The 26,210-nt window shown below is 36.2% G+C and carries 36 protein-coding genes; 7 read left to right on the forward strand and 29 right to left on the reverse strand.

The genetic code is table 11. The annotated features are described in order from the left end of the window. Nucleotides 1–9: 9 nt before the first annotated feature. The 20 genes from rplO to rplC all read right to left on the reverse strand — a co-directional run bounded on the left by rplO (nt 10) and on the right by rplC (nt 9,062). Nucleotides 10–459 (reverse strand): 50S ribosomal protein L15, encoded by a 450-nt coding sequence (gene rplO / locus ODE14_RS12370; RefSeq protein WP_248390176.1) that lies wholly within the window; start codon nt 457–459, stop codon nt 10–12. A gap of 19 nt (nt 460–478) precedes the next feature. After that, the gene (rpmD, locus tag ODE14_RS12375) at nt 479–655 is read right to left on the reverse strand and encodes a 50S ribosomal protein L30 (protein WP_029297759.1); all 177 of its coding nucleotides are present in this window, start codon (nt 653–655) and stop codon (nt 479–481) included. Between the two features lie 11 nt (nt 656–666). Continuing rightward, entirely contained in the window at nt 667–1,188 is a 522-nt protein-coding gene (gene rpsE, locus ODE14_RS12380) for a 30S ribosomal protein S5 (protein WP_034712988.1), read from the reverse strand. A gap of 18 nt (nt 1,189–1,206) precedes the next feature. Then, nucleotides 1,207–1,560, reverse strand: a complete 354-nt coding sequence (gene rplR, locus ODE14_RS12385; protein WP_169231319.1) for a 50S ribosomal protein L18 — start codon at nt 1,558–1,560, stop codon at nt 1,207–1,209. A gap of 15 nt (nt 1,561–1,575) precedes the next feature. Beyond that, a complete protein-coding gene (gene rplF / locus ODE14_RS12390) occupies nt 1,576–2,121 on the reverse strand; it encodes a 50S ribosomal protein L6 (protein WP_076391864.1) in 546 nt (181 codons plus the stop codon). Between the two features lie 17 nt (nt 2,122–2,138). Beyond that, the gene (gene rpsH, locus ODE14_RS12395; protein ID WP_116095828.1) at nt 2,139–2,537 is read right to left on the reverse strand and encodes a 30S ribosomal protein S8; all 399 of its coding nucleotides are present in this window, start codon (nt 2,535–2,537) and stop codon (nt 2,139–2,141) included. Between the two features lie 147 nt (nt 2,538–2,684). Then, a complete protein-coding gene (gene rpsN / locus ODE14_RS12400; RefSeq protein WP_027387207.1) occupies nt 2,685–2,954 on the reverse strand; it encodes a 30S ribosomal protein S14 in 270 nt (89 codons plus the stop codon). Nucleotides 2,955–2,957: 3 nt separating this feature from the next. Next, a complete protein-coding gene (gene rplE / locus ODE14_RS12405; RefSeq protein WP_072883928.1) occupies nt 2,958–3,509 on the reverse strand; it encodes a 50S ribosomal protein L5 in 552 nt (183 codons plus the stop codon). A gap of 13 nt (nt 3,510–3,522) precedes the next feature. Then, nucleotides 3,523–3,849: a 50S ribosomal protein L24 gene (rplX, locus tag ODE14_RS12410; RefSeq protein WP_123852737.1), complete on the reverse strand. Its 327-nt coding sequence runs from the start codon at nt 3,847–3,849 to the stop codon at nt 3,523–3,525. Between the two features lie 20 nt (nt 3,850–3,869). Further along, nucleotides 3,870–4,238, reverse strand: coding sequence for a 50S ribosomal protein L14 (gene rplN, locus ODE14_RS12415; RefSeq protein ID WP_007839504.1), 369 nt, complete (start codon nt 4,236–4,238; stop codon nt 3,870–3,872). A gap of 2 nt (nt 4,239–4,240) precedes the next feature. Then, nucleotides 4,241–4,495 (reverse strand): 30S ribosomal protein S17, encoded by a 255-nt coding sequence (gene rpsQ, locus ODE14_RS12420; RefSeq protein ID WP_029297775.1) that lies wholly within the window; start codon nt 4,493–4,495, stop codon nt 4,241–4,243. A gap of 12 nt (nt 4,496–4,507) precedes the next feature. Next, the gene (gene rpmC, locus ODE14_RS12425; protein WP_089999869.1) at nt 4,508–4,693 is read right to left on the reverse strand and encodes a 50S ribosomal protein L29; all 186 of its coding nucleotides are present in this window, start codon (nt 4,691–4,693) and stop codon (nt 4,508–4,510) included. Between the two features lie 12 nt (nt 4,694–4,705). After that, nucleotides 4,706–5,131: a 50S ribosomal protein L16 gene (gene rplP, locus ODE14_RS12430; RefSeq protein ID WP_002983219.1), complete on the reverse strand. Its 426-nt coding sequence runs from the start codon at nt 5,129–5,131 to the stop codon at nt 4,706–4,708. Nucleotides 5,132–5,230: 99 nt separating this feature from the next. Then, nucleotides 5,231–5,989 carry a 30S ribosomal protein S3 gene (gene rpsC / locus ODE14_RS12435; RefSeq protein WP_248390172.1) on the reverse strand — a complete coding sequence of 253 codons (759 nt, stop codon included), beginning with the start codon at nt 5,987–5,989 and terminating at the stop codon, nt 5,231–5,233. A gap of 7 nt (nt 5,990–5,996) precedes the next feature. Further along, on the reverse strand, nt 5,997–6,395 hold the full coding sequence (gene rplV, locus ODE14_RS12440; RefSeq protein ID WP_029297778.1) for a 50S ribosomal protein L22: 399 nt from the start codon (nt 6,393–6,395) through the stop codon (nt 5,997–5,999). Nucleotides 6,396–6,397: 2 nt separating this feature from the next. After that, nucleotides 6,398–6,676: a 30S ribosomal protein S19 gene (rpsS, locus tag ODE14_RS12445; protein WP_002983209.1), complete on the reverse strand. Its 279-nt coding sequence runs from the start codon at nt 6,674–6,676 to the stop codon at nt 6,398–6,400. 2 nt (nt 6,677–6,678) lie between these two features. Further along, entirely contained in the window at nt 6,679–7,500 is an 822-nt protein-coding gene (rplB, locus tag ODE14_RS12450; protein ID WP_034678013.1) for a 50S ribosomal protein L2, read from the reverse strand. A 21-nt stretch (nt 7,501–7,521) separates the two neighbouring features. Further along, complete coding sequence (rplW, locus tag ODE14_RS12455) at nt 7,522–7,812, reverse strand: 50S ribosomal protein L23 (protein ID WP_029297784.1); 291 nt, start codon at nt 7,810–7,812, stop codon at nt 7,522–7,524. A 3-nt stretch (nt 7,813–7,815) separates the two neighbouring features. Next, entirely contained in the window at nt 7,816–8,445 is a 630-nt protein-coding gene (rplD, locus tag ODE14_RS12460; protein WP_248390169.1) for a 50S ribosomal protein L4, read from the reverse strand. Then, a complete protein-coding gene (rplC, locus tag ODE14_RS12465; RefSeq protein WP_072883922.1) occupies nt 8,436–9,062 on the reverse strand; it encodes a 50S ribosomal protein L3 in 627 nt (208 codons plus the stop codon). Before rplC ends, rplD begins: the two co-directional genes overlap by 10 nt. Nucleotides 9,063–9,377: 315 nt before the next feature. Here rplC and ODE14_RS12470 point away from each other — a divergent pair, with 315 nt between their 5' ends. The 3 genes from ODE14_RS12470 to ODE14_RS12480 are packed head-to-tail and all read left to right on the forward strand — an operon-like array spanning nt 9,378 to nt 13,252. Beyond that, a complete protein-coding gene (locus ODE14_RS12470) occupies nt 9,378–9,521 on the forward strand; it encodes a hypothetical protein (protein ID WP_248390166.1) in 144 nt (47 codons plus the stop codon). After that, nucleotides 9,521–10,498, forward strand: a complete 978-nt coding sequence (locus tag ODE14_RS12475; protein WP_263601659.1) for a hypothetical protein — start codon at nt 9,521–9,523, stop codon at nt 10,496–10,498. The genes ODE14_RS12470 and ODE14_RS12475 overlap by 1 nt, the downstream gene beginning before the upstream one ends. 51 nt (nt 10,499–10,549) lie before the next feature. Continuing rightward, nucleotides 10,550–13,252, forward strand: a complete 2,703-nt coding sequence (locus ODE14_RS12480; RefSeq protein WP_263601660.1) for a hypothetical protein — start codon at nt 10,550–10,552, stop codon at nt 13,250–13,252. Between the two features lie 47 nt (nt 13,253–13,299). Here the strand turns inward: ODE14_RS12480 and ODE14_RS12485 are convergent, their stop codons facing one another. The 9 genes from ODE14_RS12485 to ODE14_RS12525 form a co-directional block, all read right to left on the reverse strand. Continuing rightward, nucleotides 13,300–15,519, reverse strand: a complete 2,220-nt coding sequence (locus ODE14_RS12485; protein WP_263601661.1) for a zinc-dependent metalloprotease — start codon at nt 15,517–15,519, stop codon at nt 13,300–13,302. Between the two features lie 144 nt (nt 15,520–15,663). Next, nucleotides 15,664–16,161, reverse strand: coding sequence for a low affinity iron permease family protein (locus tag ODE14_RS12490; RefSeq protein ID WP_248390154.1), 498 nt, complete (start codon nt 16,159–16,161; stop codon nt 15,664–15,666). An 80-nt stretch (nt 16,162–16,241) separates the two neighbouring features. Continuing rightward, a complete protein-coding gene (locus ODE14_RS12495; protein WP_263601662.1) occupies nt 16,242–17,069 on the reverse strand; it encodes a GLPGLI family protein in 828 nt (275 codons plus the stop codon). Nucleotides 17,070–17,089: 20 nt separating this feature from the next. Continuing rightward, on the reverse strand, nt 17,090–17,926 hold the full coding sequence (locus ODE14_RS12500) for a GLPGLI family protein (protein WP_263601663.1): 837 nt from the start codon (nt 17,924–17,926) through the stop codon (nt 17,090–17,092). Nucleotides 17,927–18,142: 216 nt separating this feature from the next. Further along, nucleotides 18,143–18,448, reverse strand: a complete 306-nt coding sequence (rpsJ, locus tag ODE14_RS12505; protein ID WP_002661363.1) for a 30S ribosomal protein S10 — start codon at nt 18,446–18,448, stop codon at nt 18,143–18,145. Between the two features lie 17 nt (nt 18,449–18,465). Continuing rightward, a complete protein-coding gene (gene fusA / locus ODE14_RS12510) occupies nt 18,466–20,583 on the reverse strand; it encodes an elongation factor G (protein WP_248390145.1) in 2,118 nt (705 codons plus the stop codon). A 6-nt stretch (nt 20,584–20,589) separates the two neighbouring features. After that, entirely contained in the window at nt 20,590–21,066 is a 477-nt protein-coding gene (gene rpsG / locus ODE14_RS12515) for a 30S ribosomal protein S7 (RefSeq protein ID WP_169231334.1), read from the reverse strand. A gap of 22 nt (nt 21,067–21,088) precedes the next feature. Then, on the reverse strand, nt 21,089–21,502 hold the full coding sequence (gene rpsL / locus ODE14_RS12520; RefSeq protein ID WP_027381287.1) for a 30S ribosomal protein S12: 414 nt from the start codon (nt 21,500–21,502) through the stop codon (nt 21,089–21,091). Nucleotides 21,503–21,612: 110 nt separating this feature from the next. Then, complete coding sequence (locus ODE14_RS12525; RefSeq protein ID WP_263601664.1) at nt 21,613–23,157, reverse strand: hypothetical protein; 1,545 nt, start codon at nt 23,155–23,157, stop codon at nt 21,613–21,615. A gap of 152 nt (nt 23,158–23,309) precedes the next feature. On the opposite strand from ODE14_RS12525, the gene ODE14_RS12530 reads away from it, so the two are divergent. From ODE14_RS12530 to ODE14_RS12545, 4 genes are all read left to right on the forward strand, one after another. Further along, the gene (locus ODE14_RS12530) at nt 23,310–23,786 is read left to right on the forward strand and encodes a Dps family protein (RefSeq protein ID WP_248390139.1); all 477 of its coding nucleotides are present in this window, start codon (nt 23,310–23,312) and stop codon (nt 23,784–23,786) included. Nucleotides 23,787–23,873: 87 nt separating this feature from the next. Further along, nucleotides 23,874–25,052: a nicotinate phosphoribosyltransferase gene (pncB, locus tag ODE14_RS12535; RefSeq protein WP_263601665.1), complete on the forward strand. Its 1,179-nt coding sequence runs from the start codon at nt 23,874–23,876 to the stop codon at nt 25,050–25,052. A gap of 5 nt (nt 25,053–25,057) precedes the next feature. Next, entirely contained in the window at nt 25,058–25,570 is a 513-nt protein-coding gene (locus tag ODE14_RS12540) for a YciI family protein (protein ID WP_263601666.1), read from the forward strand. Next, nucleotides 25,551–26,165, forward strand: coding sequence for a hypothetical protein (locus ODE14_RS12545; protein ID WP_263601667.1), 615 nt, complete (start codon nt 25,551–25,553; stop codon nt 26,163–26,165). Before ODE14_RS12540 ends, ODE14_RS12545 begins: the two co-directional genes overlap by 20 nt. Nucleotides 26,166–26,210: the final 45 nt, after the last annotated feature.

Consider the following 26,210-nt stretch of genomic DNA (forward strand, 5'->3'; position numbering starts at 1 on the left):
TAGTAATTATTATAAGGTAATTGCTTTTCCACCTGCTTTAGCGATAAGCTCTTCAGCAGATTTAGTGAATTTGTCAGCTGAGATAGAAACCGCAGATTTCAATTCTCCCCTACCCATAATTTTCACTAATTCGTTTTTAGTTGCCAAACCGTTTGCTACCAAAACTTCTTTTGTAATATCTCCTGTGATGGATTTATTTTCAATTAAAGTCTGGATAGAATCAAGGTTAATAGCTCTAAACTCTTTTCTGTTTACGTTTTTGAAACCGAATTTAGGTAATCTTCTTTGTAAAGGCATCTGACCTCCTTCGAAACCGATTTTCTGAGAATATCCGGCTCTTGCTTTTTGTCCTTTATGTCCTTTTGTAGAAGTACCACCTTTTCCGCTACCTTGTCCTCTACCAATTCTTTTTGAATTGAAAGTAGATCCTGCAGCTGGCTTTATGTTGTTTAAATTCATTTTAAAATTATTTTAAAAATTATTTTTGAACTTCAAGTAAGTGACTAACTGCAGCTATCATTCCTAAGATAGAAGGAGTAGCTTCGTGTTCTACAACTTGGTGAAGTTTCTTTAATCCTAATGCTTCAAGCGTTCTCTTTTGGGTTTTTGTTCTTCCAATAGCGCTTCTTACTTGTTTTACTTTGATTGTTGCCATTGTCTTATTTATTAACCGTTAAACACTTTACTTAGTGAAACTCCTCTCATTCTAGCAATTTCTTCAGGTCTTCTGATATCCAATAACGCTTTGAAAGTAGCTTTCACCACGTTGTGAGGGTTTGAAGATCCTTTAGATTTTGAAAGGATATCGTGAATACCAGCAGATTCCAGTACCGCTCTTACCGCACCACCGGCGATAAGCCCTGTACCGTGAGAAGCAGGTCTTAAGAAGATATCCGCACCTCCGTATCTAGCAGTAGTCTGGTGAGGAATCGTATGGTTCATTACAGGAACTTTCACAAGGTTTTTCTTAGCGTCTTCAACTGCCTTAGCAATTGCAGAAGCAACCTCTTTAGATTTTCCTAAACCGTATCCGATCACTCCTTCTTCGTTCCCTACAACAACAATTGCAGAAAATCCGAAAGCTCTACCTCCTTTAGTTACTTTTGTTACTCTGTTTACAGCTACGAGACGATCTTTAAGTTCTAATCCTCCCGGTTTTACTCTTTCTATATTATCTAGTCCTAACATATTTCCGAAATTTAATGATTAGAATTTAAGTCCACCTTCTCTCGCACCGTCCGCAAGAGCTTTGATTCTCCCGTGATATACGAATCCGTTTCTATCAAATACAATATTTTCGATTCCTGCAGCGATAGCTTTGGCAGCAATAGCCTTACCTACGGCAGCAGAAACTTCAGTCTTAGTTCCGTTAGCTTCAACGCCTTTCTCTCTTGAAGAAGCAGAAGCCAAAGTTTTTCCACTGTTATCGTCGATTAACTGAGCGTAAATTTCCTTATTACTTTTGTATACAGATAATCTTGGCAATTCAGAAGATCCAGAGATTTTTCCTCTTACTCTTCTTTTGATTCTTATTCTTTTTTCTACTTTAGTTAATGCCATAATACTTATAATTTATTAAGCAGATTTACCAGCTTTACGTCTAACAATTTCTCCTACGAATCTTACCCCTTTACCTTTGTATGGTTCAGGCTTTCTGAAAGAACGGATCTTTGCAGCTACCATCCCTAGAAGTTGGTTGTCGTGAGACGTTAAAGTAATAATTGGGTTTTTACCTTTTTCAGTCAATGTATCTACTTTTACTTCGCTTGGAAGTTCTAATACGATACCGTGAGAGAATCCTAAAGCCAACTCAAGTTTTTGACCTGCGTGAGAAGCTCTGTATCCTACCCCTACTAATTCCAGTTTCTTTTCGAAACCTGTATTTACACCAACAATCATGTTGTTGATTAACGCTCTGTATAAACCGTGAAGCGCTTTGTGTTGTTTAGCATCAGATGGTCTGTTTACGTTCAGTTCACCATCTTTCTGTTCTATAGTAATTCCTGCTGTAAGCTCCTGAGAAAGTTCTCCTTTAGGACCTTTTACAGTTACCACACCATCTTTTTCAGTGATTGTAACTCCTGCTGGAACTGTTATAATTGCTTTACCAATTCTTGACATTTTCCTGTGATTAAAAATTAATAAACATAGCAGATTACTTCACCGCCTACTTTCTCTTCTCTAGCTTTCTTGTCAGTCATTACTCCTTTAGAAGTAGAGATGATAGAAATACCCAAACCGTTTAGTACTCTTGGAAGTTCTCCTGAACCTTTGTACTGTCTCAAACCTGGTCTAGAAGCTCTTTGGATAGACTTAATAGCTGGTTTGTTGGTTTGCTTGTCGTACTTTAAAGCGATTTTGATCGTTCCCTGAACAGCGCTATCTTCAAACTTGTAGTTTAAGATATACCCTTGATCAAATAAGATCTTAGTAATCTCCTTTTTGATTTTCGATGCAGGAATTTCCACCACTTTGTGGCCTGCGCTTTGTGCGTTCCTTACTCTTGTTAGGAAATCTGAAATTGGATCTGTTACCATTTTTCTTTATAAATTATTGGTTAAAGAACAATCAGTATTGTAAGGACTTGAAGAGTAAAATATCAGACTTCAGAAATCTTCGGTCTGATATTTTTTATCTTTAGTATCCAGACAACTTAATTGTCCCGATTTTTTAATTAGTAATTATTACCAACTAGCTTTTTTAACGCCCGGGATAAGACCGTTGTTTGCCATTTCTCTGAAAGTTACTCTGGAAATACCAAACGTTCTCATGTATCCTCTTGGTCTTCCTGTTAGTTTACATCTGTTGTGTAATCTTACAGGAGAAGCATTTTTCGGTAATTTCTGAAGTCCTTCATAATCACCTGCTTCTTTTAAAGCTTTTCTTTTATCAGCGTATTTAGCTACTAACGCTTCTCTTTTGCGCTCACGCGCTTTCATTGATTCTTTAGCCATTTCTTAGTTCTTTTTGAATGGTAAACCGAAGTGAGTTAATAATGCTTTAGCTTCTTTATCTGTTTTCGCAGTAGTAACGAAAGTGATGTCCATCCCCTGGATTTTTTTCACTTTGTCGATTACGATCTCAGGGAAAATGATCTGCTCAGTGATCCCTAAGTTATAGTTACCTCTACCGTCAAAACCATCCGCTTTGATTCCAGAGAAATCTCTGATACGTGGCAAAGCAGAAGAAGTTAATCTATCCAAGAACTCATACATTTTGTTAGCTCTTAGCGTAACTTTAGCCCCTACAGGCATACCTTTTCTTAGTTTGAAAGCAGCTTCGTCTTTCTTAGAGATCGTACCTACAGCTTTCTGACCAGTGATATTCGTTAATTCTTCAACAGCATAATCGATAATTTTCTTATCTGCTGTAGCATCTCCTAAACCTTGAGACAAAACAATTTTCTCAAGTCTTGGTACCTGCATTACAGATTTGTATCCGAATTCTTCCATCATTGCAGGAACAATCGTTTCTTTATATGCTTTTTTGGGTCTTGCTATATATTCCATGTGTTATTTAAAATTATAAAGTTTCACCCGTTTTTTTGTTGATTCTTACTTTCTTATCTCCTTCGGTTTTATAACCTACTTTGATCGCTTTTCCGTCTTTTCCAACTAAAGCTACATTTGAGATATGAATAGAAGCTTCTTTCTCAGTGATTCCTCCTTGAGGGTTAGAAGCTGAAGGCTTAACGTGTTTTTTAACAATGTTAAGTCCTGCAACGATAACTCTAGGGTCTCTTCCTTCTTTTTTGATCACTTCAATAACTTCACCAGTCTTACCTTTGATATCTTTCTTACCGGTAGTAATGATTACGTTATCTCCTCTTTTTATTTTTAACTTTGACATTTTTTTTAAAATTTTAAATATTAAAGTACTTCAGGAGCTAATGAAATGATTTTCATATATTCTTTGTCTCTCAACTCACGAGCAACTGGTCCGAAAACACGGGTTCCTCTCATTTCTCCCGCTGCGTTTAGCAATACACAAGCATTGTCTTCGAATTTGATGTATGAACCATCTTTTCTTCTAACTGCTTTTTTAGTTCTTACTACTACAGCTTTAGATACCTGACCTTTTTTAGCGTTTCCTGATGGTGTAGAATCTTTGATAGTAACAACGATTTTATCACCAACTGAAGCATATCTTCTTCTGGTTCCTCCCAGAACTCTGATAACCAATACTTCTTTAGCACCTGTGTTATCAGCAACTTTTAATCTTGATTCTGTTTGTAACATTATTACTTAGCTTTTTCAATGATTCTTACTAATCTCCATCTTTTGTTCTTGCTCAAAGGTCTAGTTTCTTGGATCAAAACTGTATCTCCTTCCGCGCATTCGTTGTTCTCGTCGTGTGCAGTATATTTTTTCGTTTTCAATACGAATTTACCGTACATCGGGTGCTTTACTCTCGTAGTTTCACTAACAACAATAGTTTTTTCCATTTTATTGCTGGAAACCACTCCGATTCTTTCTTTTCTTAAATTTCTATCCATTGTAAAATGAAATTATTGTTTGTTAGTTAACTCAGTATTTAGTCTTGCGATTGTTTTTCTCAAATCTCTGATTTGGATCGGGTTTTCAATTGGGCTGATTGCATGAGCCAATTTCAATTTAGAATATTGAGCTTTTGCTTCAGTTAATTGGTTTTGAATATCACCCGCGCTTAAATTTTTAATATCAGCTTTTTTCATTGTATTCAAAGATTAAAGAGGTTTAACAAAATCGTTAGCAACTATAAATTTAGTAACAACTGGTAATTTTTGTGCCGCAAGTCTAAGAGCTTCTTTCGCTACTTCGTAAGGAACTCCTCCTACTTCGAACATAATTTTACCTGGTTTTACTACAGCTACCCAATATTCCACGGCACCTTTACCTTTACCCATCCTTACTTCAGCTGGTTTTTTAGTAATTGGCTTATCCGGGAAGATTTTGATCCATAGCTGACCTTCTCTCTTCATATATCTTGTCGCAGCGATACGAGCAGCTTCAATCTGTCTTGCAGTGATCCAAGCACCTTCTGTCGCCTTGATTCCGAAAGTTCCATAAGCAAGTTGACTACCTCTCTGGGCATTCCCCTTCATCTTCATCTTATGTACTCTACGGAACTTGGTTCTTTTTGGTTGTAACATAATCTCTAAATTTTAGATTTTAGATTTTAGATTTTAGATTGTTTTTTATTTTAAAAAAGTAACGGTAATTTAAAATTCAAAATGGTCTAATCTAAAATTTTAATTATTATTGTTATTATTGTTATTGTTCTTTCTAGGTCCTCTGTTGTCTCTTCTGTCTCCTCCTCTGTTATCTCTTCTGTCAGACTGACCGCCTTTTTTCTGTTGTCCCACTAGCGGAGAAAGTTCTCTTTTACCGTAAACTTCACCTTTCATGATCCAAACTTTTACACCTAGCTTTCCGTATTGAGTTAATGCCTCACCGATATGGTAATCGATATCTGCTCTGAAAGTAGACAATGGAATTCTTCCGTCTTTGAAAGATTCTGATCTTGCCATTTCAGCACCGTTCAATCTACCAGAGATCTGAACTTTGATACCTTCTGCACCCATTCTCATGGTACCTGCCATTGCCATCTTCACAGCTCTTCTGTAAGAAATTCTGTTTTCGATTTGCTTAGCAATGCTGTCAGCAACTAATACTGCATCCAGCTCAGGTCTTTTAATTTCGAAGATGTTGATTTGAATATCTTTCTTAGTCAATTTTTTCAACTCTTCTTTCAGTTTATCAACTTCCTGACCTCCTTTACCGATGATAAGTCCCGGTCTAGCAGTAGTAATTGTAACTGTTACTAATTTTAATGTTCTTTCAATATAAATTCTTGAAATCCCACCTTTAGATAATCTAGCTTCAAGGTATCTTCTGATTTTGTAGTCTTCCGCGATTCTGTCTCCATAATCGTTTCCGCCAAACCAGTTAGAATCCCATCCTCTGATGATACCTAATCTGTTACCAATTGGATTTGTCTTCTGTCCCATACCTTGATTAATTTTCTTTATTACCTAAGATTAATGTAACGTGGTTAGATCTTTTTCTGATTCTGTACCCTCTACCTTGCGGAGCTGGTCTTAGTCTCTTCAATTGTCTTGCACTATCCACGAATATTTCTTTAACGATAAGGTTTGCTTCCTCGATGTCTGCACCTTCGTTTTTTACCTGCCAGTTGGCAATTGCAGAAAGAAGTAATTTTTCTAATTTGTTAGAAGCTTCTTTCTTAGAATATTTAAGGATATAAAGAGCTTTATCTACTTGCTCTCCTCTAATGATATCAGCAACTAATCTCATTTTTCTAGGAGAAGATGGGCAGTTATTTAATGAAGCTTTAACAACGTCTTTGTTAGCTTCTTTTCTTGCGATTGAACTATCTTGTTTTCTTGATCCCATGATTATCTGCTTCCTTTGTTTTTGTTACCACCATGACCTCTGAAAGATCTTGTTGGAGAAAATTCGCCTAACTTGTGACCTACCATGTTTTCTGTAACATATACAGGGATAAAAGATTTCCCGTTGTGTACAGCAATAGTTTGTCCTACGAAGTCCGGAGAGATCATCGATGCTCTAGACCAAGTTTTGATAACTGTCTTCTTACCAGACTCTATATTTGCCTGAACCTTCTTATCTAAAGTATGATGAATGAACGGTCCTTTTTTAAGTGATCTTGCCATAATTATTTTCTTTTAGATACGATGTAACGGTTAGACACTTTGTTTTTCTTTCTAGTTTTGTAACCTTTAGACGGCATACCGTTTCTAGATCTTGGGTGACCTCCAGAAGAACGTCCTTCACCACCACCCATTGGGTGATCTACAGGGTTCATTACAACCGCTCTTGTTCTTGGTCTTCTACCTAACCATCTGCTTCTACCAGCTTTACCTGATACAGTTAATTGGTGATCAGAGTTGGAAACTGAACCGATCATTGCCATACATTCAGTAAGGATCATTCTTGATTCTCCTGAAGGCAATTTGATGATCGCATATTTTCCGTCTCTTGAAGTTAATTGCGCTGAAGAACCAGCACTTCTTGCTAAAATAGCACCTTGACCAGGCTTCATTTCAACACAAGAAATTACAGTACCCAATGGAATATTTTTCAATTTCATTGCGTTACCTACGTTTGGTTCTACGCTCTCACCTGAAACTACTTTCTGATCTACTTTGATACCGTTTGGAGCGATGATATATCTCTTCTCTCCGTCAGCATATTCTAATAAAGCGATAAATGCAGTTCTGTTTGGATCGTATTCTACAGATTTTACAGTTGCTTCAACGTTTGCTTTGTTTCTTTTGAAGTCAATAATTCTGTATTTCTTTTTGTGTCCACCTCCGGTGTAACGCATGGTCATTTTACCTGTTTGGTTACGTCCACCTGACTTTTTAATACCAACTGTTAGAGATTTCTCTGGTTTGTTGGTAGTAATTTCCTCAAAATTGTTTACAATTCTGAATCTCTGTCCCGGGGTGATAGGTTTTAATTTTCTAACAGACATTACTATTATTTATAATTATAATTAATTTACAGCAAAAATATCGATAACCTCACCTTCAGCAAGTTTGATTACCGCTTTTTTCAATTTATTCGTCTTTCCAACCTGAAGACCTTTTTTAGTATATTTCGCAGATACTCTAGGAGCATAAATCATTGTATTTACGTCTGCTACTTTTACACCGTAAGCTGCTTCAACAGCCTTTTTAATCTGGATCTTATTCGCTTTGGTATCTACCAAGAAAGAATAAGTACCTCTTAAATCCGTAAGGTAATTAGCCTTTTCTGAAATAACTGGTTTAATAATAACTGACATGATTTATTTCTTTAAATTTTCCTGGAATTTTTCAACTGCACCTTCGAAGAATACGATCTCACCTGCGTTTACTAAATCGTAAGAACTGATTTCATTGAAGTTCATTACTTTAGTTTTAGGTAAGTTTCTTGAAGATAAATATACATTCTTGTTAGCTTCAGGAAGAACGAATAAAGATTTTTTACCGTTAAGTTCCAATGCATTTAATACATTGATGAAATCTTTAGTCTTAGGAGCATTTAGGCTCAGATCTTCTAAAACTCTGATGCTGTTGTCTCTCATTTTCTGAGATAAAACAGATTTTTTAGCTAATCTCTTAAGAGCTTTGTTCAATTTGAATCTATAATCTCTTGGTTTTGGTCCGAATACTCTACCTCCACCTCTGAATGTTGGAGATTTAATATCCCCGTATCTTGCAGAACCAGATCCTTTTTGCTTCTTAAGTTTTTTAGTAGAAGCAGTGATTTCGCTTCTTTCTTTTGCTTTATGAGTCCCTTGTCTTTGTGCAGCAAGGTACTGTTTAACTTCTAAGTAAACCGCGTGCTGATTTGGCTCGATTCCGAATACTGTTTCGTCCAGAGTTACTTTTCTTCCGGTCTCTTTTCCTGATGTATTTAATACTACTAGTTCCATTTTCTGATAATTACATAAGAATTTTTAGCTCCCGGAACAGCACCTTTTACTACTAAAAGATTCTGATCTTGATCCACTTTTAATACCTGAAGGTTTTGTACAGTTACCTGCTTACCTCCCATTCTACCAGCCATTCTCATCCCTTTGAATACTCTTGAAGGGTCTGATCCAGCACCGATAGAACCCGGAGCTCTAAGCCTGTTGTGCTGACCATGAGTTGCCTGCATTACACCTCCAAAGCCGTGTCTTTTAACAACACCTTGGAAACCTTTACCTTTAGAAGTACCTGTTACGTCAACGAATTCACCTTCAGCAAATAAGTTAACAGTTACTTCCTCTCCTACTTTCACTTCATCAACGAATTCTCTGTAGAATTCTACCAATTTAGCTTTAGGAGCAGAACCAGCCTTTTTAAAATGACCAGCTAACGCTTTACCAACGTTCTTCTCACTCTTGTCATCGAAACCTAACTGAACTGACTTATAACCGTCTTTTTCAATGGTTCTGACCTGTAAAACCGAGCACGGACCAGCTTGAATAACTGTACAAGGAATATTTTTCCCTGCTTCGTCAAACAAAGAAGTCATACCGATTTTTTTACCAATAATACCTGACATTGTTTATGTTATAATAAAATTTATCCTTTATTTATCGTCATTTTCAGGAAGTCTGAAGTAATTTCTACGTTTGATGTAGGCATACTACGCCCCTAAAATGAGTGTGCAAATTTATGAATATTTTTATAACTGACAAATATTTCATGCAAAATATTTTGATTTTTAATCAATTAGACCATTTTTGTAAAATCGGGAGAAAAATTCAGAGGAATAATTTGTGAATAATAAAATTTTTTCATTACAACCGTTCTTCAGTTGCTGTAATTACGGTTTGATTTTTGTTAGGTTAAATTTATTTATAAATCTTCTGATGATATGAAAAATACATACAACCAACTTATTCCGCATCTGAAAAATGCATTCAGTAGTCCTTTTAAATTTTTTGAAAGAAACCTTAGTAATGCCGTAGAAGCAATAAATTCTGCTTTTACCTTTGATGATATTGATTTGTATCAGTAATGAGAACACTCAGATTCTTATGTATTCTGCTTTTGATATTTTCCTGCAGCACGAAGGAAGATCATCCATACACTTTTTATTATTGGAAAACCAAACTTGCTCTCAATGCGGACGAAAAAATGGCATTGAGTAAAACTACCGTCCCTTATCTCTATACCCGCTTTTTTGATGTTGATAAATCCGGAGAAAAATTCCAGCCTTTAGGGGTTATAATTCAGGACAAAAGTTTTATAGTCCATCAGAAAATCATACCCGTTGTTTTCATTACCAACCGTACTTTTCTTTACATCAAAAAAGATGAAATAAATTTTCTTGCCCGAAGCATTAATGAGCTGGTAAAAAAGAAAATTACAGACTATCATCTGAACTCCACATCAGAAATACAGATCGACTGCGACTGGACGGCGGGAACACGTAATGATTATTTTACATTTTTAAAAGAACTGAAAAAAATTTCAGGCAAAGAAGTCACCTGTACGCTCCGTCTTCATCAAGTACGGGATAAATCCACAACAGGCATTCCGCCGGTTAATAAAGTTTACCTTATGTGCTACTCCACTTCTTCACCGTTGGAAAACTCTGATAAAAATTCTATCCTGGATGTCCAGATTCTGAAAAGTTATCTGGCAGATGTTGATCAATATCCTATAAAAAAGATAGAGGTAGCATTGCCTATCTATTCCTGGGGAATTGTAACCAATTATCTGGGAAAGCATAAGCTGATTAACGCTTTAGCAGAAAAAGATCTTGAAAATTCAGATTTTAAAAAGATTTCAGATCATGAAATTGAAATTATGAAAGATGGATTTTATTTCGGAAACTATATGAATAAGGGTTTCAGGATTAAAATTGAATCCATTTCTGACAGTCAGCTCACAGCAGTCACCGATTTTCTCGATAAAAAAATTTCCCGTTACCATATTATTTATTATCAATTGGATGGTAAATTTGTCAGGAACCGAAATTTAAATTTTTAGTTCCTTCGGATGATAGTAAACAAATAAATGCTCACTAAACACCGCTATACAATGAAAAAATACCTTCTCTCACTCGCTGTTGTTTCTCTTTTTTATACAGAATCCGGGGCTTGTGCCTGGTCTGATCCGGATTACGAATATTTCAATCTTTTTACACAGAGTATTATTAAGGATAAATCTTACCTGCCTTTTCTTCACAGCTATTCGACCAGATTTTATACTGATTTTAAACCTTCCATAATACCTGATGAAAATATCGATTCATGGAAAAGATATTTCAGCAATCAGCTGAGCTATGCGCAGACGGAATATCTGGTTAATAAAATGAATATTAACGATCTTAATGCTTTAAAAAAAGGATCGCCCACCAACCAGCTATTGGTAACGTTAGGACCTGGATTTTACCAAAAATACCGTGAAGGACTCGATTATCTTATTGAGGCCAAATACCTGGAACCATACATGAAGATTAATTATATTGAAAGCGCAGATTCATTTTATTATTACAGAGAGCCCGGAACAGGAAAGAACGCAACCAATCTCGATTACAATAAAACCATTGCTGCACTTACCTCATTATATAATGCTGCAAAAAATCCCGAAATAAAACAGCGGTACGGTTATCAGCTTGTGCGATTCAATCATTACACAAGAAATTACGATGCGGCGGTAAAAGCATTTAAAACTTATGTAGAACCTCTGAAACTGAAAGGTGCACCATACATTATGGCGCTTGATCAGCTTGCAGGAGCTCAGCGCGGATTGGGAATGAACAGCGAAGCCAACTGGAACTTCTTCCAGGTGTTCAGGGACAGTAAAAGCAGAAAAGAATCCGCTTTCATATCTATGAAACTTTCAGATACGGCCTCATTTAATAATATTTTAAAAAGAGCCAATACTAATGAAGACAAAAACATGGCTTATTTTCTTTTAGGGTATGAAGATTTCAATAATCCCATTCCTGTAATGGAAAAAATGTTTGAGATCAATCCGGATTCTGAGATCCTGAAAGTAATGGCGGTGAGAAGCATCAATGAGCTGGAAAGAAGCTACCTTCCTATTTATTACTATACAAACGACGACAATAGTGAGAAAACAATTACCGGAACAGACAATACGGATCCGGGTAAAACACAAACTGCAGAGCCTAAAAAAGAGGAACTATCGTTCTGGCAGAAAATAATAAGGTTTTTCAAAAACCTATTCAGCAGTAAGAAAGATAAAAATTCTCCTGATGGAAAAGCAGATCAAAGTGATGATGAACTTCTTGATAATCCGGACAGAATTCCTGTATTCACCAGAAATAACTACTGGTATGATGACAAAACTAAAGATTTTCTGGATGACCTGGAAAAATTCACCTCCAAAACAAAAGAAAAATCCAAAGATGAATATTGGCAGATTGCTGATGCATATCTGAAATTCCTGAAAAAAGATTATAAAGCAAGCACCGAAATTCTAGAGAACATCAAAACCTCCAATCCGGAATACACGGAAGAGATTAAAAGAATGAAAGTTCTGAATGATATTGTTTCCCAGCCGAAAATTGATGCGGAATACGAAGATCATTTAATGAAAGACTATTCAGAATATTTTACAGAAAAACCGGAAGTAAAAAAGGACAGTACCGAAATGGATGAATATAATTATTACGGTGAAGTTCCTTCTACAGCAGACTTCCTGAAAGATGTTCTTGCCAACCGCTATTTTCTTCAGGGTGAAGATGGCAAATCTTTCCTGATGAACAATAAGCTTTCCGATCTGCAGTACAGCCCGAATTCAAGTCTTGTGAAAAGTGTGGAAGATTTCTACAGAAAAACAAACAAAACACAGTTTGAGCAGCAGATTATTGCTAAAAACATTAACGACGTCGGAAATATTGATGCCTTTTTTGCCGTAATTTATGGAGACCGGGCCATGAGGCAGGCAGATTTTGAAAAAGCTAAATCATATTATGCAAAAGCCCAGAACTTCTCCGGAATTCCAAGATCCGATTGGAACTATGATGAGAAAAAACTTACTCCCTTGAAATATCAGGCAGGAGCTTACAATGGGTTCAGCAATATCTCCGATCTTGTTTTTGGCCATAATGTCTGGGTAAGTTATCAGAGTACTCCTGATGAAAGTATGAAGAAGGAAGATTATTCCGCATTTCCATTCATTAAGCCAGCTATGAATAAACTCGAACTGGCGGATGCATTGATCCAACTGAAGAAAATCGGAAATGGAAAAGATGAAAAATCTGCTATAGCCAATCAATTGATAGGAAATGTATTGTACAATACTTCGATTCTCGGATATTACAGGCAGCTTTTTGTGATGGATCTTGACAATTCAAACGGAGGAAAATATTACTTTGACACGTCGCCACGAACAAATCCTTACAAGTATTACTACAAAGGATTCCCGGACAGAATTTATATCGAACCGGATAATTTTGATCTGGCGATCAATTATTATAAACGAGCATTGAGCATTTCAGCCAATAAAGAACAGAAAGCGAGAATTCTTTTCCAGATGGCTAGTGCCGAACAGGGAAAATATTACCAGTATGAGGCCTCACACCCTTCAACCGTTGATTATTCTGATCCTAAATACAGTGAGAAAAGCGATGCTTATCAGAAACAGCTTGATCAGATTAAAAATCAGAAGTACAGAACCTATTTTGCTTTGCTAAAAGCACAATATGCAGATACGGAAACAGCTAAAGACCTGCTGGGAAGCTGCACTTATTTTGGTTATTTTATGCAATAAATTATTAAAAAAACCTCTGATTAATCAGAGGTTTTTTCTTGTCATTATTATTTTTTTATAAACTTGTTTTTATATAGTGTTCCTTTTTCATCGATATTAATAAAGTAAACACCTTTAACCAAACCTCTTACTATAATCTTACCATCCCCTACTGATCCCTTATTAATCAGCTGCCCCGGAGCATTATAGATTTCATATGTTGCTTTAGATGAAATATTTTTCACGTTTAATACGTCATCAACAGGATTTGGATAAATCTCAACAGTTTTAACATTTTCGGTTTCTGATGTTGCCAATGTTCCCACATTGTTCTGTTTTACCGCATAGAAGACATTTCCAATGGCAGAAACTCTTATATGTCCACTTTTCCCGGCCAATGCTGCAGGAACAAAAACCGTCGCCGAACCTGAATTGGGAACGGACGCCGCTAAAACAGTCCAGGTGTCTCCTCCGTCATAAGTATAATCAATCTTTACGTTGGCAACATTATATGGAGCAGCCGTAGTTCCGGAAACTACCCATGTTACAGTTGAATTGGTATTAGGAGTTAATGTTGTTGCATTAACAGTAAACGCCGCTGCAGATCCTACGACGATTGTCTGAGTAGCATATGCAGTCTGAGCTTGTCCACCGATTTTATTATCTCTTACAGTTACCCGGAAGTTTGTAGTTCTTGCCACAGTAGAAGCAGCCTCAAAATCAGCAGTATTTTTTACCGTTCCTGCCAAAACAGTTGATAATTTAGGAAAATATCTTGTAGGGGTTGATGTAGCAGGCCATGATCTGAAACTTGCTCCGGAAGTAGTGTTGCCAATATTATTTTTAGTAACTCCATTTGCCAGACTACTGGAGTTTACCTGCTCCCAGGAATAAGTTAAAGCATCTCCATCCGGATCTGTTGCAGAAGCTGTCAACACAAATGCCGTTGATTTCGGAATGGTATATGTTGTTGTCATTGGAGTTACCACCGGTGGACTATTGGTTATAGGAGTTTCAATATCTGCGGTAACACTCGCTAAATTTGCCTGAACCTGATCAATACTTACACTATGAAAATATGGATCCGAATGTTGCTGAACATCTGTATTTGAGCCTGTAATTCCTGCATAACCCATGATTGTAGATCCTGATCCGGGCTCTACACAAACGCCCGTTCCTTCGTTAAAACTGTAGGTATGATTATCTCCTAACTGGTGTCCTATTTCATGAGCAACATAATCAATATCAAAATTATCTCCCATCGGAATATTATCCGCAGGTGAAGTAATACCACTTCCTTTATAATTATCGGGTGAATTGTATGTGTAAGCATTGCCAAATGAATCCGCACAGTCATTATATGTTGAATAGCTTACATCATTACTTCCTATACATCCAATACATCCTGCATTTCCTCCGCCACCGCTAGCTCCGAATAAATGTCCGATATCATAGGTTGAATCTGACACACCATAAGTTGCTCCGTGCAATACATTCATTAATTCGTAGTTCCATTTACACATAAATTCCGAACTGCTGTACGGATCGGTAGCAGGATTGGAAAAAATAAGATTGGGCGCACTTACCATATTAAGGTGAAGATTGAATTCCTGTTCAAAAACACCATTTACTCTCGTTAAAGTCGCATTTATTTGAGCAAGCGCATTCGCTGTTCCTCCAAAATAATTAGTATATTCTCCTGTAACAGACATTGCAAGCCTTAATGTATGATATTTTTGATTTCCGGATTTTGCTGCCGCTCCTTTTGCCATCATGTCCTGCATTCTTGCTACAGCCTGCTTGTCTTCTTTAGTACTACATACAAAAGCATGTCCGTTCTTAGAAGATTTCCCGTGGATGGAATATACCGTTTTATCTGAAGATGCCGGCTCAATAAATTCATATTTCCCATTGCTGATAATCATCGATTGAAAATCATTAGGAGCCACACTAAATCTGATATATTTTTCAGGGTCATCAATTCCTTTACCTACGTAAGATCCCAGTTGATATTGATTTGCCATTGTTTCGTCAACTACAGGAAAGCTGTTTACGGCAAATTTTTCAATCTTACCTTCCAGAGTAGGAATCTTGATTGTGACCGCTTTACCTTCGCCTATTTTTTGAGCTTGCAAGAGCTGTGTTCTAATTTGATCTATATCCAATTTGTAATAAATAGGATTATCATTTCTTCTTACAGCATCTTTTCCAGGCAGTGTTCTGCTCCATTGTGCGTTTACCATTGTTCCGGCAACAGCCAGCAACAGAATTGGTAGTTTTGTTTTCATAAATTAAAATTAGGGCAACAAATTTAAAATTTAATAACAAAACAGCAATAATAACTTTTAAATTATAAATTAATTAACAGTTATATAAGACCCATCTATTGAAAACATTAAACCTTATTGATTTTAATAATTATCTGAATAGAATCAGTTTGATTCTTTCTTTTGTTGTTCCTGCAGCCACTCTTCATGCTTTTTCCTGAAGATTCTGTCTTTATGATCCTGATTTCTATGCGCCGCATCGATAGAGTGTGAGGAATGAATATCATCATCTTCTTCCGCAAAATCCGCAAGTTTTTCATAATAGCAGTGCAGCTGGTCCAGCTCCTTTTCCGTGAGGTCTTCAATATCCACTATTCTGTTGCTCGCTTTTTCATTGGCGGCAATCAATTCATTCAGCTTGATCTGAATTGCTTTTGAATCTTTATTCTGTGCCTTCTGAATTAAAAACACCATCAGAAAAGTGATAATTGTAGTTCCGGTATTAATAACAAGCTGCCATGTTTCCGAATAATTAAAAACAGGTCCTGAAACACCCCAGATGATTATAATTAATGTTGCTCCTATAAATGCATAGGAACTTCCCGTAAATTTTGTTGCCCAATTTGAAAATCTTTCAAATATACTTTGATCTGATTTAGACATTACACTAATTTTTTCAATAAAAAGCAGCAAAAACTCCGCCGAAGTAGCGGAGTTTCTGGTTAAATTAACCGGTAATAAGATTAGTTATAATGTATCGCTTTATCCACTTCTATAGGATTATTATTTTTCGTAATATTTTTCCGCATCATTTCAGAAAGTTCTTTGAACTGTTCAGGGCTTTTTACTTCAATTCCCATTACCATAAAACGTGCATCAGGATGGGTGTTGTTTTTATATTGTTCTTTAAAGCCATGCAGCGGATCATTATAATGGTCAAGCAACATTTTCTTAAGTCTGGATTCAGGAATTTTGACAGGTTTCTGTCCGCCAAAATTTTCGAGGATCTCTCTGGATTCGTACGTTTTAGAAAGTTTGTAACTTTTTACTAATGAGAATCTGAAGTTATCTTTATCATCATAAATCTCAAATATCATTCCTGGAAGGCCATTAAATTTGTACGGACCTTCATTCAGGCTGATTTCTTTAGTAAACCATGCGGTCCAGTTTCTTCCTCCATATTTCGCCGTTGCTTTCTGAAGCTTATAACCTCCGATTATTTTTGTCTCGTTATCAAGATTCCAGTTTATTTTATCAGTGGTTTCCACAATAAACATATTCTGAACCATAATATAATTTGAATTTACTAGTGAATTTTTCTTTCTTGTAAGCGCAGGAGTATCATCCCAAACTATATTGTTTTCACCTTTTGTCTTATTGATAGAGTCTGTAACAACAAAATCATAGTTATAGAACTTTACTTCGTCAGGATTCACATCCAGCACCATGCTCACTTTCCTTTTTTCGGCTACTGTGGAATCCGTTTTAAAATGATATTCATAAATGAATCGGTGCGTTTGTGCGCTCAATGATAAGCTAAATAGTATCATTACAAATAGATATTTTTGCATAGTAATTTTACGTTTACTTATTATTTTTTTATTTTCGGATAGTGAACTGCTTGGTCAAGCTCGATAGGGTTGTTATATTTTCTAATTCTTCGCTGTTCCTCAAGTGCATATTGGCGAAGTTCTTCAGGCTTATAAATTATCCTTCCGTCTTCCAATCCCAATTTATGTTCTTCATTAATCTCGATCTGACCACTGTTGATAAACTTTATAGGATCATGATAATAGCTCAATAGCATCGATTGGTATTTTGAATACGGGATTTCCACTCCTCTTGCCTTTGCATTTTTGTAGAAACTTATGAATTGTGTTTCAGTAAAGTTTTCAGATTTATTTAATGAAAAATGGTAATTCTTTTTATCATCATATATTTCAACAATCAATCCCGGCAAACCGTGAAACTTATAAGGCCCTTCCTGAAAAGCAATGTCTTTAGAGAACCAGGCGATCCAGTTTCTGCCTCCAAACTTCGCAGTCGCTTTCTGTAGCTGCAGAGAAGAAGATTTTTTGGTTTCCTTTTCAATTTTCCAAGAGATTTTAGGCTTGTCCTTTAACTGATAAATATCAAAACTCTGGATGCTGTATAGCACATACTCCTGCGTTTTAATTTTTTTACTCATAAGATCCGTAACCTTTCCGTTGAAAGTTCGTAAACCGGAAGCCTTTTCTATAGAATCACTTACAAAAAAAGGACGCTCATAATAAAATGTTTCATCCGAATTAATATCAAGATAATAATTCGCTTTACGTACTTCAGTTGATGCAGAATCCGGCCGGTAAACGACATCGTATATAAAACGGTGGGTCTGTGCGGTCACTGAACAAGCAAATAGTATGATCAGGTGCATGAGTTTATTCATAGTAATAATTTTTTCCAAATATACATAATAAACAGAACCTTGCAATACATAATACTAATTTTAACATTTTATTTTGAATTTGAAGCATAAAAAATCCCTCTTCTTTAGAAAAGGGATTATTATCATAGCACGCTTCGACTATGCTCAGCGTTTGGAAACTCAATTGTGATGCTCAGAAAACTTTATCATTCAGACTTCCGTTTTCCAGCAGATTTATCACACTTTAATTTCTACGTCTACACCTGAAGGAAGTTCTAATTTCATTAGAGCATCAACAGTCTTAGAAGAAGAAGAGTAGATATCCATCAATCTCTTGTGAGCTGATAACTGGAACTGCTCTCTTGCTTTCTTGTTTACGTGTGGAGATCTTAACACAGTGAAGATTCTCTTGTTTGTTGGCAATGGAATAGGTCCGTTTACAACAGCACCTGTAGCCTTTACCGTTTTTACGATTTTCTCTGCAGATTTATCTACTAAGTTGTAATCGTAAGATTTAAGTTTTATTCTGATTCTTTGTGACATTTTAATCTAATTTAATATTAACCTTTAGCCTTAGCGATTACTTCTTCAGCAACGTTACTAGGAGCAGCTTCGTATTTCTCGAATTCCATAGAAGATGTTGCTCTACCTGAAGATAACGTTCTAAGAGAAGTTACATAACCAAACATTTCAGAAAGCGGAACGAAAGCTTTGATAACTTTAGCGTTATTTCTGTCATCCATACCGTTTACTGTACCTCTTCTTCTGTTAAGGTCACCTACGATATCACCCATGTATTCTTCAGGAGTTACCACCTCAAGCTTCATGATAGGTTCCATGATTACTGCTTTAGCAGCTCTACCCGCTTCTTTGAATCCCATTTTAGCAGCTAATTCGAAAGAAAGCTGATCGGAGTCAACCGCGTGGAAAGATCCGTCTTTAAGAACAATCTTCATTGCCTCAACTTCGAAACCAGCCAAAGGACCGTTCTTCATTGATTCTTTAAATCCTTTCTCAACAGCAGGAATAAATTCTCTAGGAATGTTACCACCTTTAATTTCGTTGATGAATTCAAGACCTGTTTTACCTTCGTCTGCAGGACCGATTTCGAATACGATATCTGCGAACTTACCTCTACCTCCGGATTGCTTTTTGTAAACCTCTCTGTGGTTAGCTTTTTGCGTAAGAGCTTCTTTGTATTCTACTTGCGGCTGTCCTTGGTTAACCTCTACTTTGAACTCTCTTCTCATACGGTCTACGATGATGTCCAAGTGAAGCTCACCCATACCGGAGATGATTGTTTGTCCTGAAGCCTCGTCAGTTTTAACCTGGAACGTTGGATCTTCTTCAGCCAATTTAGCCAAAGCGTTACCCATTTTATCCTGGTCAGCTTTCGTTTTAGGCTCAACAGCGATACCGATTACCGGATCCGGGAAGATCATTGATTCAAGAACGATAGGATTCTTTTCGTCAGATAACGTATCTCCTGTTTTAATATCTTTAAATCCTACAGCAGCACCGATATCTCCAGCCTCGATATACTCAACCGGATTTTGCTTATTTGCGTGCATTTGATAGATTCTTGAGATTCTTTCTTTGTTGTTTGAACGGGTGTTCAATACATAAGAACCTGCATCCAATCTTCCTGAATAAGCTCTGAAGAATGCTAATCTACCTACGAACGGGTCAGTAGCAATTTTGAAAGCTAATGCAGCGAAAGGCTCATCTACAGATGGTTTTCTTTCAATATCAGCATCAGTTCTCGGATCTGTTCCTTTGATATTATCCTTATCCAGTGGAGAAGGAAGATACTTACAAACAGCATCAAGCATAAACTGTACTCCTTTGTTCTTGAAAGAAGAACCACAAGTCATTGGGATAATAGAAAGGTCGATAGTAGCTTTTCTAAGCGCTTCGTTGATTTCTTCTTCAGAAATTGAATCCGGATCTTCGAAGAATTTCTCCATCAAAGTCTCATCATAATCAGCTACCGCTTCTACTAATTTCTCTCTATATTCAAGAACTTCATCTTTCATATCTTCCGGAATTGGAACTACTTCATAAGTAGCACCTTGTCCAGCTTCATCCCAGATGATCGCTCTGTTTTTAATTAAGTCTACAACTCCTTTAAAATCTTCTTCAGCACCGATTGGTAAAACGATTGGAACGGCGTTGGATCCTAACATTTCTTTTACTTGTTTTACAACGTTCAAGAAGTCAGCACCCTGTCTGTCCATTTTGTTTACGAATCCCATTCTCGCCACTTTATAGTTGTCTGCAAGTCTCCAGTTTGTTTCAGACTGAGGCTCTACACCGTCTACGGCAGAGAAAAGGAATACCAATCCATCTAATACTCTCAAAGATCTGTTTACTTCTACGGTGAAGTCAACGTGTCCCGGTGTATCGATAATGTTGAAGTGGTAAGGCATTGTTTCAGGTAATTTCTTACCTTGATCTGTTGGGAAATTCCAGTTACAAGTAGTTGCAGCAGAAGTAATGGTAATACCTCTTTCTGCTTCCTGTTCCATCCAGTCCATTGTAGAAGCACCATCGTGAACCTCTCCAATTTTGTGGTTTACACCTGTATAGAATAAAATCCTTTCTGTAGTGGTTGTTTTTCCTGCGTCAATGTGAGCAGCAATACCAATATTTCTTGTAAATTTAAGATCTCTTCCCATTTCAGATTAGAATTTGAAGTGTGAGAAAGCTTTGTTTGCTTCCGCCATTTTGTGAGTATCAGTTTTCTTTTTGAATGCAGCACCTTCTTCTCTTGCAGCAGCTACTACTTCATTAGCCAGTTTCAAAGCCATAGACTTGTCATTTCTAGCTTTAGAATATTTGATTAACCATTTCATTGCCATAGAAATTTTTCTATCAGCTCTGATTGGCATTGGGATCTGGAAGTTAGCTCCACCTACTCTTCTGGAACGTACTTCTACGTGAGGCATAACGTTTGTTAATGCATCTTTCCAGATTTCAAGGGCTGTTTTCTCAGTATCTCCTTTTTTAGTTTCTACGATATCCAACGCATCATAGAAAATTTTGAATGCGATTGACTTTTTACCGTCAAGCATTAAGTTGTTTACGAATCTAGTTACCAATTGATCATTAAATTTCGGATCTGGTAACAACGGTCTTTTTTTAGCTTTCGTCTTTCTCATTGTTTTATTCCTTATTTAATGATTATTTTTTCTTTCCTTTTGCTGGTGCAGCTGGTGCCTGACCTGGCTTAGGTCTTTTAGCTCCATACTTCGATCTTCTCTGTGTTCTTCCATTTACACCAGCGGTGTCTAAAGCACCTCTTACGATGTGGTAACGTACTCCCGGTAGGTCTTTCACCCTTCCGCCTCTTACCAATACTATCGAGTGCTCTTGAAGATTATGTCCTTCGCCCGGGATGTAGGCGTTGACTTCTTTACCGTTAGAAAGTCTTACCCTTGCAACTTTTCTTAGTGCAGAGTTCGGTTTCTTAGGAGTGGTAGTATATACTCTCGTACATACACCTCGTCTTTGTGGACAAGAATCAAGGGCAGCCGATTTGCTCTTCTTGGCAAGCGTGGCTCTTCCTTTTCTTACTAATTGTTGAATAGTAGGCATTTAATTGCTTTTTATTTTAGGGTGCAAAAATAATAATATTTTTTTAATTAACAAGCAGTTATACAGAAATAATATTTTTATTTAAAAATTAATTAACAGATACTTACGTTTCACTTTACTATAGTAACCTCAATATTTCTGTTCCATTTAAAATTTCTGATATTCTCCTTAAGCTTTTCAAGATTTTTTTGATCAACAGCATAAATACTTACTTTATCTCTTGCTACGGTAACGGGATTATTTATTTTCAGTTCAGCTGCTTTTTTCCAGTTTCCAGGAATATTATTATGGAGCCATGCATCATAAATAACAGCAATATCATATCTCTTATTGGACGTATAGCGCGTCAAAAAATTTTGAAATTCTGCATCAGGAACTCTTTTATTTTCATTAAAGACAATAGTCTCTAACGAGCCCAGCCCTGCAGTATCCAATAAATGAATCTCCGTAAAGTAGGTAATCGCTCCAATATCATTTGCCACTACTTTTGATTCATTATAATAAGTATGAAGAAACTTTGCCGACTGTATTTGCTGTTCGTAAATATTTTTCCCGCCGTTTTCCAGCATTTTGTGAGCAAAGGCAAATTTGTAAATCAGCAGAAAAATATTTATCAATACAATTCCGGCAATTAACTTTTCCTTTTTAATATAGCTTCTGAAATTTTCAAAAAGACCTTTAAGTTTCGGAATAAGAGCCATTGAAAATCCGGTGAGAATGTATGCTTCGTAACGGAACATTCCTTTAAGGTCTGCAAACATGGAATGAAAAATCATCAGTAAAGAAATAACGATTAACAAAAAATTGCCCCTTATAATATCCTGAAAATTTTTACCTTTCGAATTCCTTATTATGAAAATAGTACTTAACACAATAGGAAAAAACCCGACTTTATAAAAACTTACATTCAATAAAAAATTATCTAAAAAAACGGCTTTTAACTGATGTGGAAAATTCGAATTGAAGCTTAATTTTGTCCCTTTTACGATTACGGAGTTCGGGAATAAATATCCGTCCTGCTGAAAATTAAACCAGCAAAAAAGAACAATCGGAATAAACCCTGTTATTAAAACCAGAAAAGTTTCTTTCCACTTTTTCATTAAAGCAAAGACAAAAGCAAGCGTAACAAAATAAAACATGCTTTCGAAACGTACCAATCCCATCAATAATAACGACAGATAAAATCCCGCAAGCGAAAATTTATTTTTAATTGTTGATAAACAGTATATATTCAGCACGAATAAAAAAACATGGAAAACATGTTCCATTCCGGATAAAACCTGAAGATGCAGAACTGAAAAAAACAATGTGAAAAGCACTGAAATTACGATATATTTAGCATTACTGAATATTCCTGAAAAATACCGGCTTAAAAAATATACGGTCCCGTAACTAAAAGCAATATTAACATAAAGGGAAAACCGGTCTGTATTTCCAAAAACTTTTATCAGCAAACTTAGAATGTAAGTAAAAAACGGCGACGAAGAAGTGGAGGAAAATTTATATTTGGTAACACCCCAAACTTCATGAAGCGCAAAATTTTTAGCCATTGCCAGATGAATATATGCATCATCTATAAGATAGATATAATGGCCATCTGTTTTAGAAACCGATAATAAATAATATCCGGCACATACCATTGTAAAAACAGCCATTGAAATGAAAAAGCTTTTTAAGGCAAGCTTAGATTTACTCAACATAAAAATTAATTCTAAGAATTTCAAAGATAAGTATCATCAATCACGATTTTAGCATTTCGGCATAATATTTACTTAAATTTGTTGTACAAAAATAAACTATCATCAATATGAAAAATGCTAATATTATAGGACTTCAGGAGGAAGACTGCCAGAAAATAGCTGAAAAGCTGAATATACTTTTGGCCAATTATTCAATATTCTACCAGAATACCAGAGGTTCCCACTGGAATATTAAAGGAGATCAGTTCTTTACGCTCCATCCTAAATTTGAAGAATTGTACAACAATCTGGTATTAAAAATAGACGAAATCGCAGAGAGAATACTTACCTTGGGTTCAACACCTGCTCACAATTATTCCGATTATCTGAAAGTGGCAACCATCAAAGAAAGCCTGGAAGTAAATGATGCAACAAAAAGTGTAGAAAATATTCTTAATTCCTTTAAAGTAGTGATTGATTTACAGCGAGAACTTCTCGACATCACAGATCAGGCTGGAGACGAAGGAACGAATTCTCAGATGAGCGACTATATTACCGAACAGGAAAAAGAAGTGTGGATGTACAACTCTTATCTGGGTAAATAATAAATTCGCATCAGCAATTAAAAAAATCACCTTACATTTAGGTGATTTTATTTTTATTAATTATATTTGCGTATAAATTACACAATTATGCACGACGTTCGATTAAATTCTATTCTTGATAATGATTTCTATAAAATTACCATGCAGAATGCTGTGGTAAAACTATTCCCTGGTTCTGTGGTAAAATATGAATTCATCAACCGCGGAAAACACCAGTTTCCGGCCGGTTTTGATATTGCTTTACGGGAAGCAGTTAATAAGATGGCGGAACTAAAGCTTACTAAAGAAGAAAAAAAATATATGGCGAGAACCTGTCCATATATCGATTTACCTTACCTTGATTTTCTGGAAGGCTATCATTATGATCCTTCTGAAGTAAGAATACACCAGGAAGGAACAGAGCTTTCCGTTACCGTGGAAGGTCTTTGGTACAGAACAATCCTTTGGGAAGTGCCCTTGTTAGCCTTAATCAGTGAGCTTCATTATGAAATGAACCACATGGAAAGAGATTCTAATGAAGTGATCATGAACAGAACATTGGAAAAAGCTGCCACTTTGGAGAAACTCGGAGTTAATTTTGCTGAATTCGGAACAAGGAGAAGACATTCTCATAAAGTGCAAAACCTGGTAATGGAAGCACTTACTCAGAACAAAAACTCTACGTTCATTGGAAGTTCAAACGTACACTTCGCTATGAAATACGGCGTAAAGCCTATTGGAACCCATGCCCATGAATGGTTTATGTTTCACGCCGCAGAATACGGTTTTAAAATGGCTAACGAACTGGCTCTCGAACATTGGGTAGATGTTTATCGGGGCGATCTGGGGGTAGCCCTTTCGGACACCTATACCACGGATGTTTTTTTCAAGCAGTTTGATAAAAAATTCGCCAAGCTTTTTGATGGAGTGCGCCATGACAGTGGAGATCCTCTTGAGTTTACAGACAAAACCATTGCTCATTATCAGAGACACGGCATTAATCCTTTATTTAAATATATCATTTTTTCCGACGGGCTGAATCTTGAAAAAGTGGAAGAAATCACCAATTACTGCAAAGGAAAAATCGGGGTATCTTTCGGAATTGGCACCAATCTTACCAATGATGTGGGCTTAAAACCTATGAACATTGTGATGAAATTAATAGGTGTTCAGGCTCCGAACAAAGAATGGATCCCTACCGTAAAACTTTCCGACGAACATGGAAAATATACCGGTGATCCTAAAATGATTGAACTGGCTAAGGAATTTCTAAGAATAAAAAATTAAACGCTATGAAAAAATTTTTATTACTACTGTTCCTGTCTACCTTTCTCTTTTCCTGTGTCATTACAAGAGGGAAAGACGGTGAACCGGGAAAGCCCGGAAAGAATGGATCAGACACAGGTTCTTCAACTATATTCGATCAGGAACTTGCCACAAAGCTTGGTGCCGATCAATATGGTATGAAGCCTTACGTTATCGTAATGCTCACCACCGGCTCTGCAAAAGTTGAGGATAAAACCAAAATGGGAGAATTAATGAAAGGACATTTAGCCAATATCAGGAAACTTTCCGACGAAGGGAAAATTGTTGTTGCAGGTCCTTTTTTAGAGAAAAATAAAGAAGACTATCGTGGTATGTTTATCTTCAACACTCAATCAAAAGAAGAAGCAGAACAATGGGTAAAAACCGATCCCGCCGTACAGGCTGGAGTTTTCAGTTATGAAATTTTACCGTGGTATGGATCGGCTGCGTTGCCGATGTATTTAAAGCATCATAAGGGAATTGCAAAAGAAAATCCGTAATCAAATGGGATTTTACACTAAGTTTTCAGAGCAAGATCTTATTGAGTCATATAAAAATCAAATTGATTACCAAGGTAAGCCAAGTAATGAGCTATTAGAAGAGATTAAAAAAAGAGGCTCTTTGGAAGATTTTCAGTTAAAAGTTGAGGATCAAAAAAAGACATTGGATGAAAGAAATAGAATTATTCGGGAAATTCATCAGCATTATATGAATAAATCTCTTGAACTGGAATGCCTCAGACAGATCGATTCTGATATATACACTAAAAAGGAAATCCATTTAATGATTCATCAGAAGTATGGTCACATCAGCAAGAATGTTGAAAACCTAAAAGTTGATTCGGACACGATTCTATTCAGTATATTAGGAATTATGGTTTCAACGGTTGCAAGTTCTGTCATTCTTCTCCTATGCTTATATCAATTTGAGTTCCTGGCAGCATTTCATTTTTATTTGCTTGTTCCGGTTTATATCATCAATTATCTGATCATAAAATCAATAACACGGAAAACAAGGGATAATATCGTGGTCTTTCTTGCAACTTTTATAGCAACAGTTTTAAATGTTTTAATATTTATTCTTTTACTAAGATAATAGCGTCTTAGCTATATAAATTATCCAAACACAGCCTCGCATAAT

It is taken from the genome of Chryseobacterium sp. PET-29 (assembly GCF_025736815.1).
In the GTDB taxonomy this organism is placed as follows: Bacteria; Bacteroidota; Bacteroidia; order Flavobacteriales; family Weeksellaceae; genus Chryseobacterium; species Chryseobacterium nepalense.

Bases quoted from the DNA above. Each gene is read 5' to 3' on its own strand.
- rplO (WP_248390176.1), bottom strand. From the start codon at position 459: ATGAATTTAAACAACATAAAGCCAGCTGCAGGATCTACTTTCAATTCA.
- rpmD (WP_029297759.1), bottom strand. From the start codon at position 655: ATGGCAACAATCAAAGTAAAACAAGTAAGAAGCGCTATTGGAAGAACA.
- rpsE (WP_034712988.1), bottom strand. From the start codon at position 1,188: ATGTTAGGACTAGATAATATAGAAAGAGTAAAACCGGGAGGATTAGAA.
- rplR (WP_169231319.1), bottom strand. From the start codon at position 1,560: ATGGCATTAACTAAAGTAGAAAAAAGAATAAGAATCAAAAGAAGAGTA.
- rplF (WP_076391864.1), bottom strand. From the start codon at position 2,121: ATGTCAAGAATTGGTAAAGCAATTATAACAGTTCCAGCAGGAGTTACA.
- rpsH (WP_116095828.1), bottom strand. From the start codon at position 2,537: ATGGTAACAGATCCAATTTCAGATTTCCTAACAAGAGTAAGGAACGCA.
- rpsN (WP_027387207.1), bottom strand. From the start codon at position 2,954: ATGGCTAAAGAATCAATGAAAGCGCGTGAGCGCAAAAGAGAAGCGTTA.
- rplE (WP_072883928.1), bottom strand. From the start codon at position 3,509: ATGGAATATATAGCAAGACCCAAAAAAGCATATAAAGAAACGATTGTT.
- rplX (WP_123852737.1), bottom strand. From the start codon at position 3,849: ATGTCAAAGTTAAAAATAAAAAGAGGAGATAACGTAATCATTACTACC.
- rplN (WP_007839504.1), bottom strand. From the start codon at position 4,238: ATGTTACAAACAGAATCAAGATTAAAAGTTGCTGATAACACAGGTGCT.
- rpsQ (WP_029297775.1), bottom strand. From the start codon at position 4,495: ATGGATAGAAATTTAAGAAAAGAAAGAATCGGAGTGGTTTCCAGCAAT.
- rpmC (WP_089999869.1), bottom strand. From the start codon at position 4,693: ATGAAAAAAGCTGATATTAAAAATTTAAGCGCGGGTGATATTCAAAAC.
- rplP (WP_002983219.1), bottom strand. From the start codon at position 5,131: ATGTTACAACCAAAAAGAACCAAGTTCCGTAGAGTACATAAGATGAAG.
- rpsC (WP_248390172.1), bottom strand. From the start codon at position 5,989: ATGGGACAGAAGACAAATCCAATTGGTAACAGATTAGGTATCATCAGA.
- rplV (WP_029297778.1), bottom strand. From the start codon at position 6,395: ATGGGATCAAGAAAACAAGATAGTTCAATCGCAAGAAAAGAAGCTAAC.
- rpsS (WP_002983209.1), bottom strand. From the start codon at position 6,676: ATGGCAAGATCACTTAAAAAAGGACCGTTCATTCATCATACTTTAGAT.
- rplB (WP_034678013.1), bottom strand. From the start codon at position 7,500: ATGTCTGTTAGAAAATTAAAACCTATCACCCCGGGACAGAGATTCAGA.
- rplW (WP_029297784.1), bottom strand. From the start codon at position 7,812: ATGTCAGTTATTATTAAACCAGTTATTTCAGAAAAGGCTAATTACCTT.
- rplD (WP_248390169.1), bottom strand. From the start codon at position 8,445: ATGGAACTAGTAGTATTAAATACATCAGGAAAAGAGACCGGAAGAAAA.
- rplC (WP_072883922.1), bottom strand. From the start codon at position 9,062: ATGTCAGGTATTATTGGTAAAAAAATCGGTATGACTTCTTTGTTTGAC.
- ODE14_RS12470 (WP_248390166.1), top strand. From the start codon at position 9,378: ATGAAAAATACATACAACCAACTTATTCCGCATCTGAAAAATGCATTC.
- ODE14_RS12475 (WP_263601659.1), top strand. From the start codon at position 9,521: ATGAGAACACTCAGATTCTTATGTATTCTGCTTTTGATATTTTCCTGC.
- ODE14_RS12480 (WP_263601660.1), top strand. From the start codon at position 10,550: ATGAAAAAATACCTTCTCTCACTCGCTGTTGTTTCTCTTTTTTATACA.
- ODE14_RS12485 (WP_263601661.1), bottom strand. From the start codon at position 15,519: ATGAAAACAAAACTACCAATTCTGTTGCTGGCTGTTGCCGGAACAATG.
- ODE14_RS12490 (WP_248390154.1), bottom strand. From the start codon at position 16,161: ATGTCTAAATCAGATCAAAGTATATTTGAAAGATTTTCAAATTGGGCA.
- ODE14_RS12495 (WP_263601662.1), bottom strand. From the start codon at position 17,069: ATGCAAAAATATCTATTTGTAATGATACTATTTAGCTTATCATTGAGC.
- ODE14_RS12500 (WP_263601663.1), bottom strand. From the start codon at position 17,926: ATGAATAAACTCATGCACCTGATCATACTATTTGCTTGTTCAGTGACC.
- rpsJ (WP_002661363.1), bottom strand. From the start codon at position 18,448: ATGTCACAAAGAATCAGAATAAAACTTAAATCTTACGATTACAACTTA.
- fusA (WP_248390145.1), bottom strand. From the start codon at position 20,583: ATGGGAAGAGATCTTAAATTTACAAGAAATATTGGTATTGCTGCTCAC.
- rpsG (WP_169231334.1), bottom strand. From the start codon at position 21,066: ATGAGAAAGACGAAAGCTAAAAAAAGACCGTTGTTACCAGATCCGAAA.
- rpsL (WP_027381287.1), bottom strand. From the start codon at position 21,502: ATGCCTACTATTCAACAATTAGTAAGAAAAGGAAGAGCCACGCTTGCC.
- ODE14_RS12525 (WP_263601664.1), bottom strand. From the start codon at position 23,157: ATGGCTGTTTTTACAATGGTATGTGCCGGATATTATTTATTATCGGTT.
- ODE14_RS12530 (WP_248390139.1), top strand. From the start codon at position 23,310: ATGAAAAATGCTAATATTATAGGACTTCAGGAGGAAGACTGCCAGAAA.
- pncB (WP_263601665.1), top strand. From the start codon at position 23,874: ATGCACGACGTTCGATTAAATTCTATTCTTGATAATGATTTCTATAAA.
- ODE14_RS12540 (WP_263601666.1), top strand. From the start codon at position 25,058: ATGAAAAAATTTTTATTACTACTGTTCCTGTCTACCTTTCTCTTTTCC.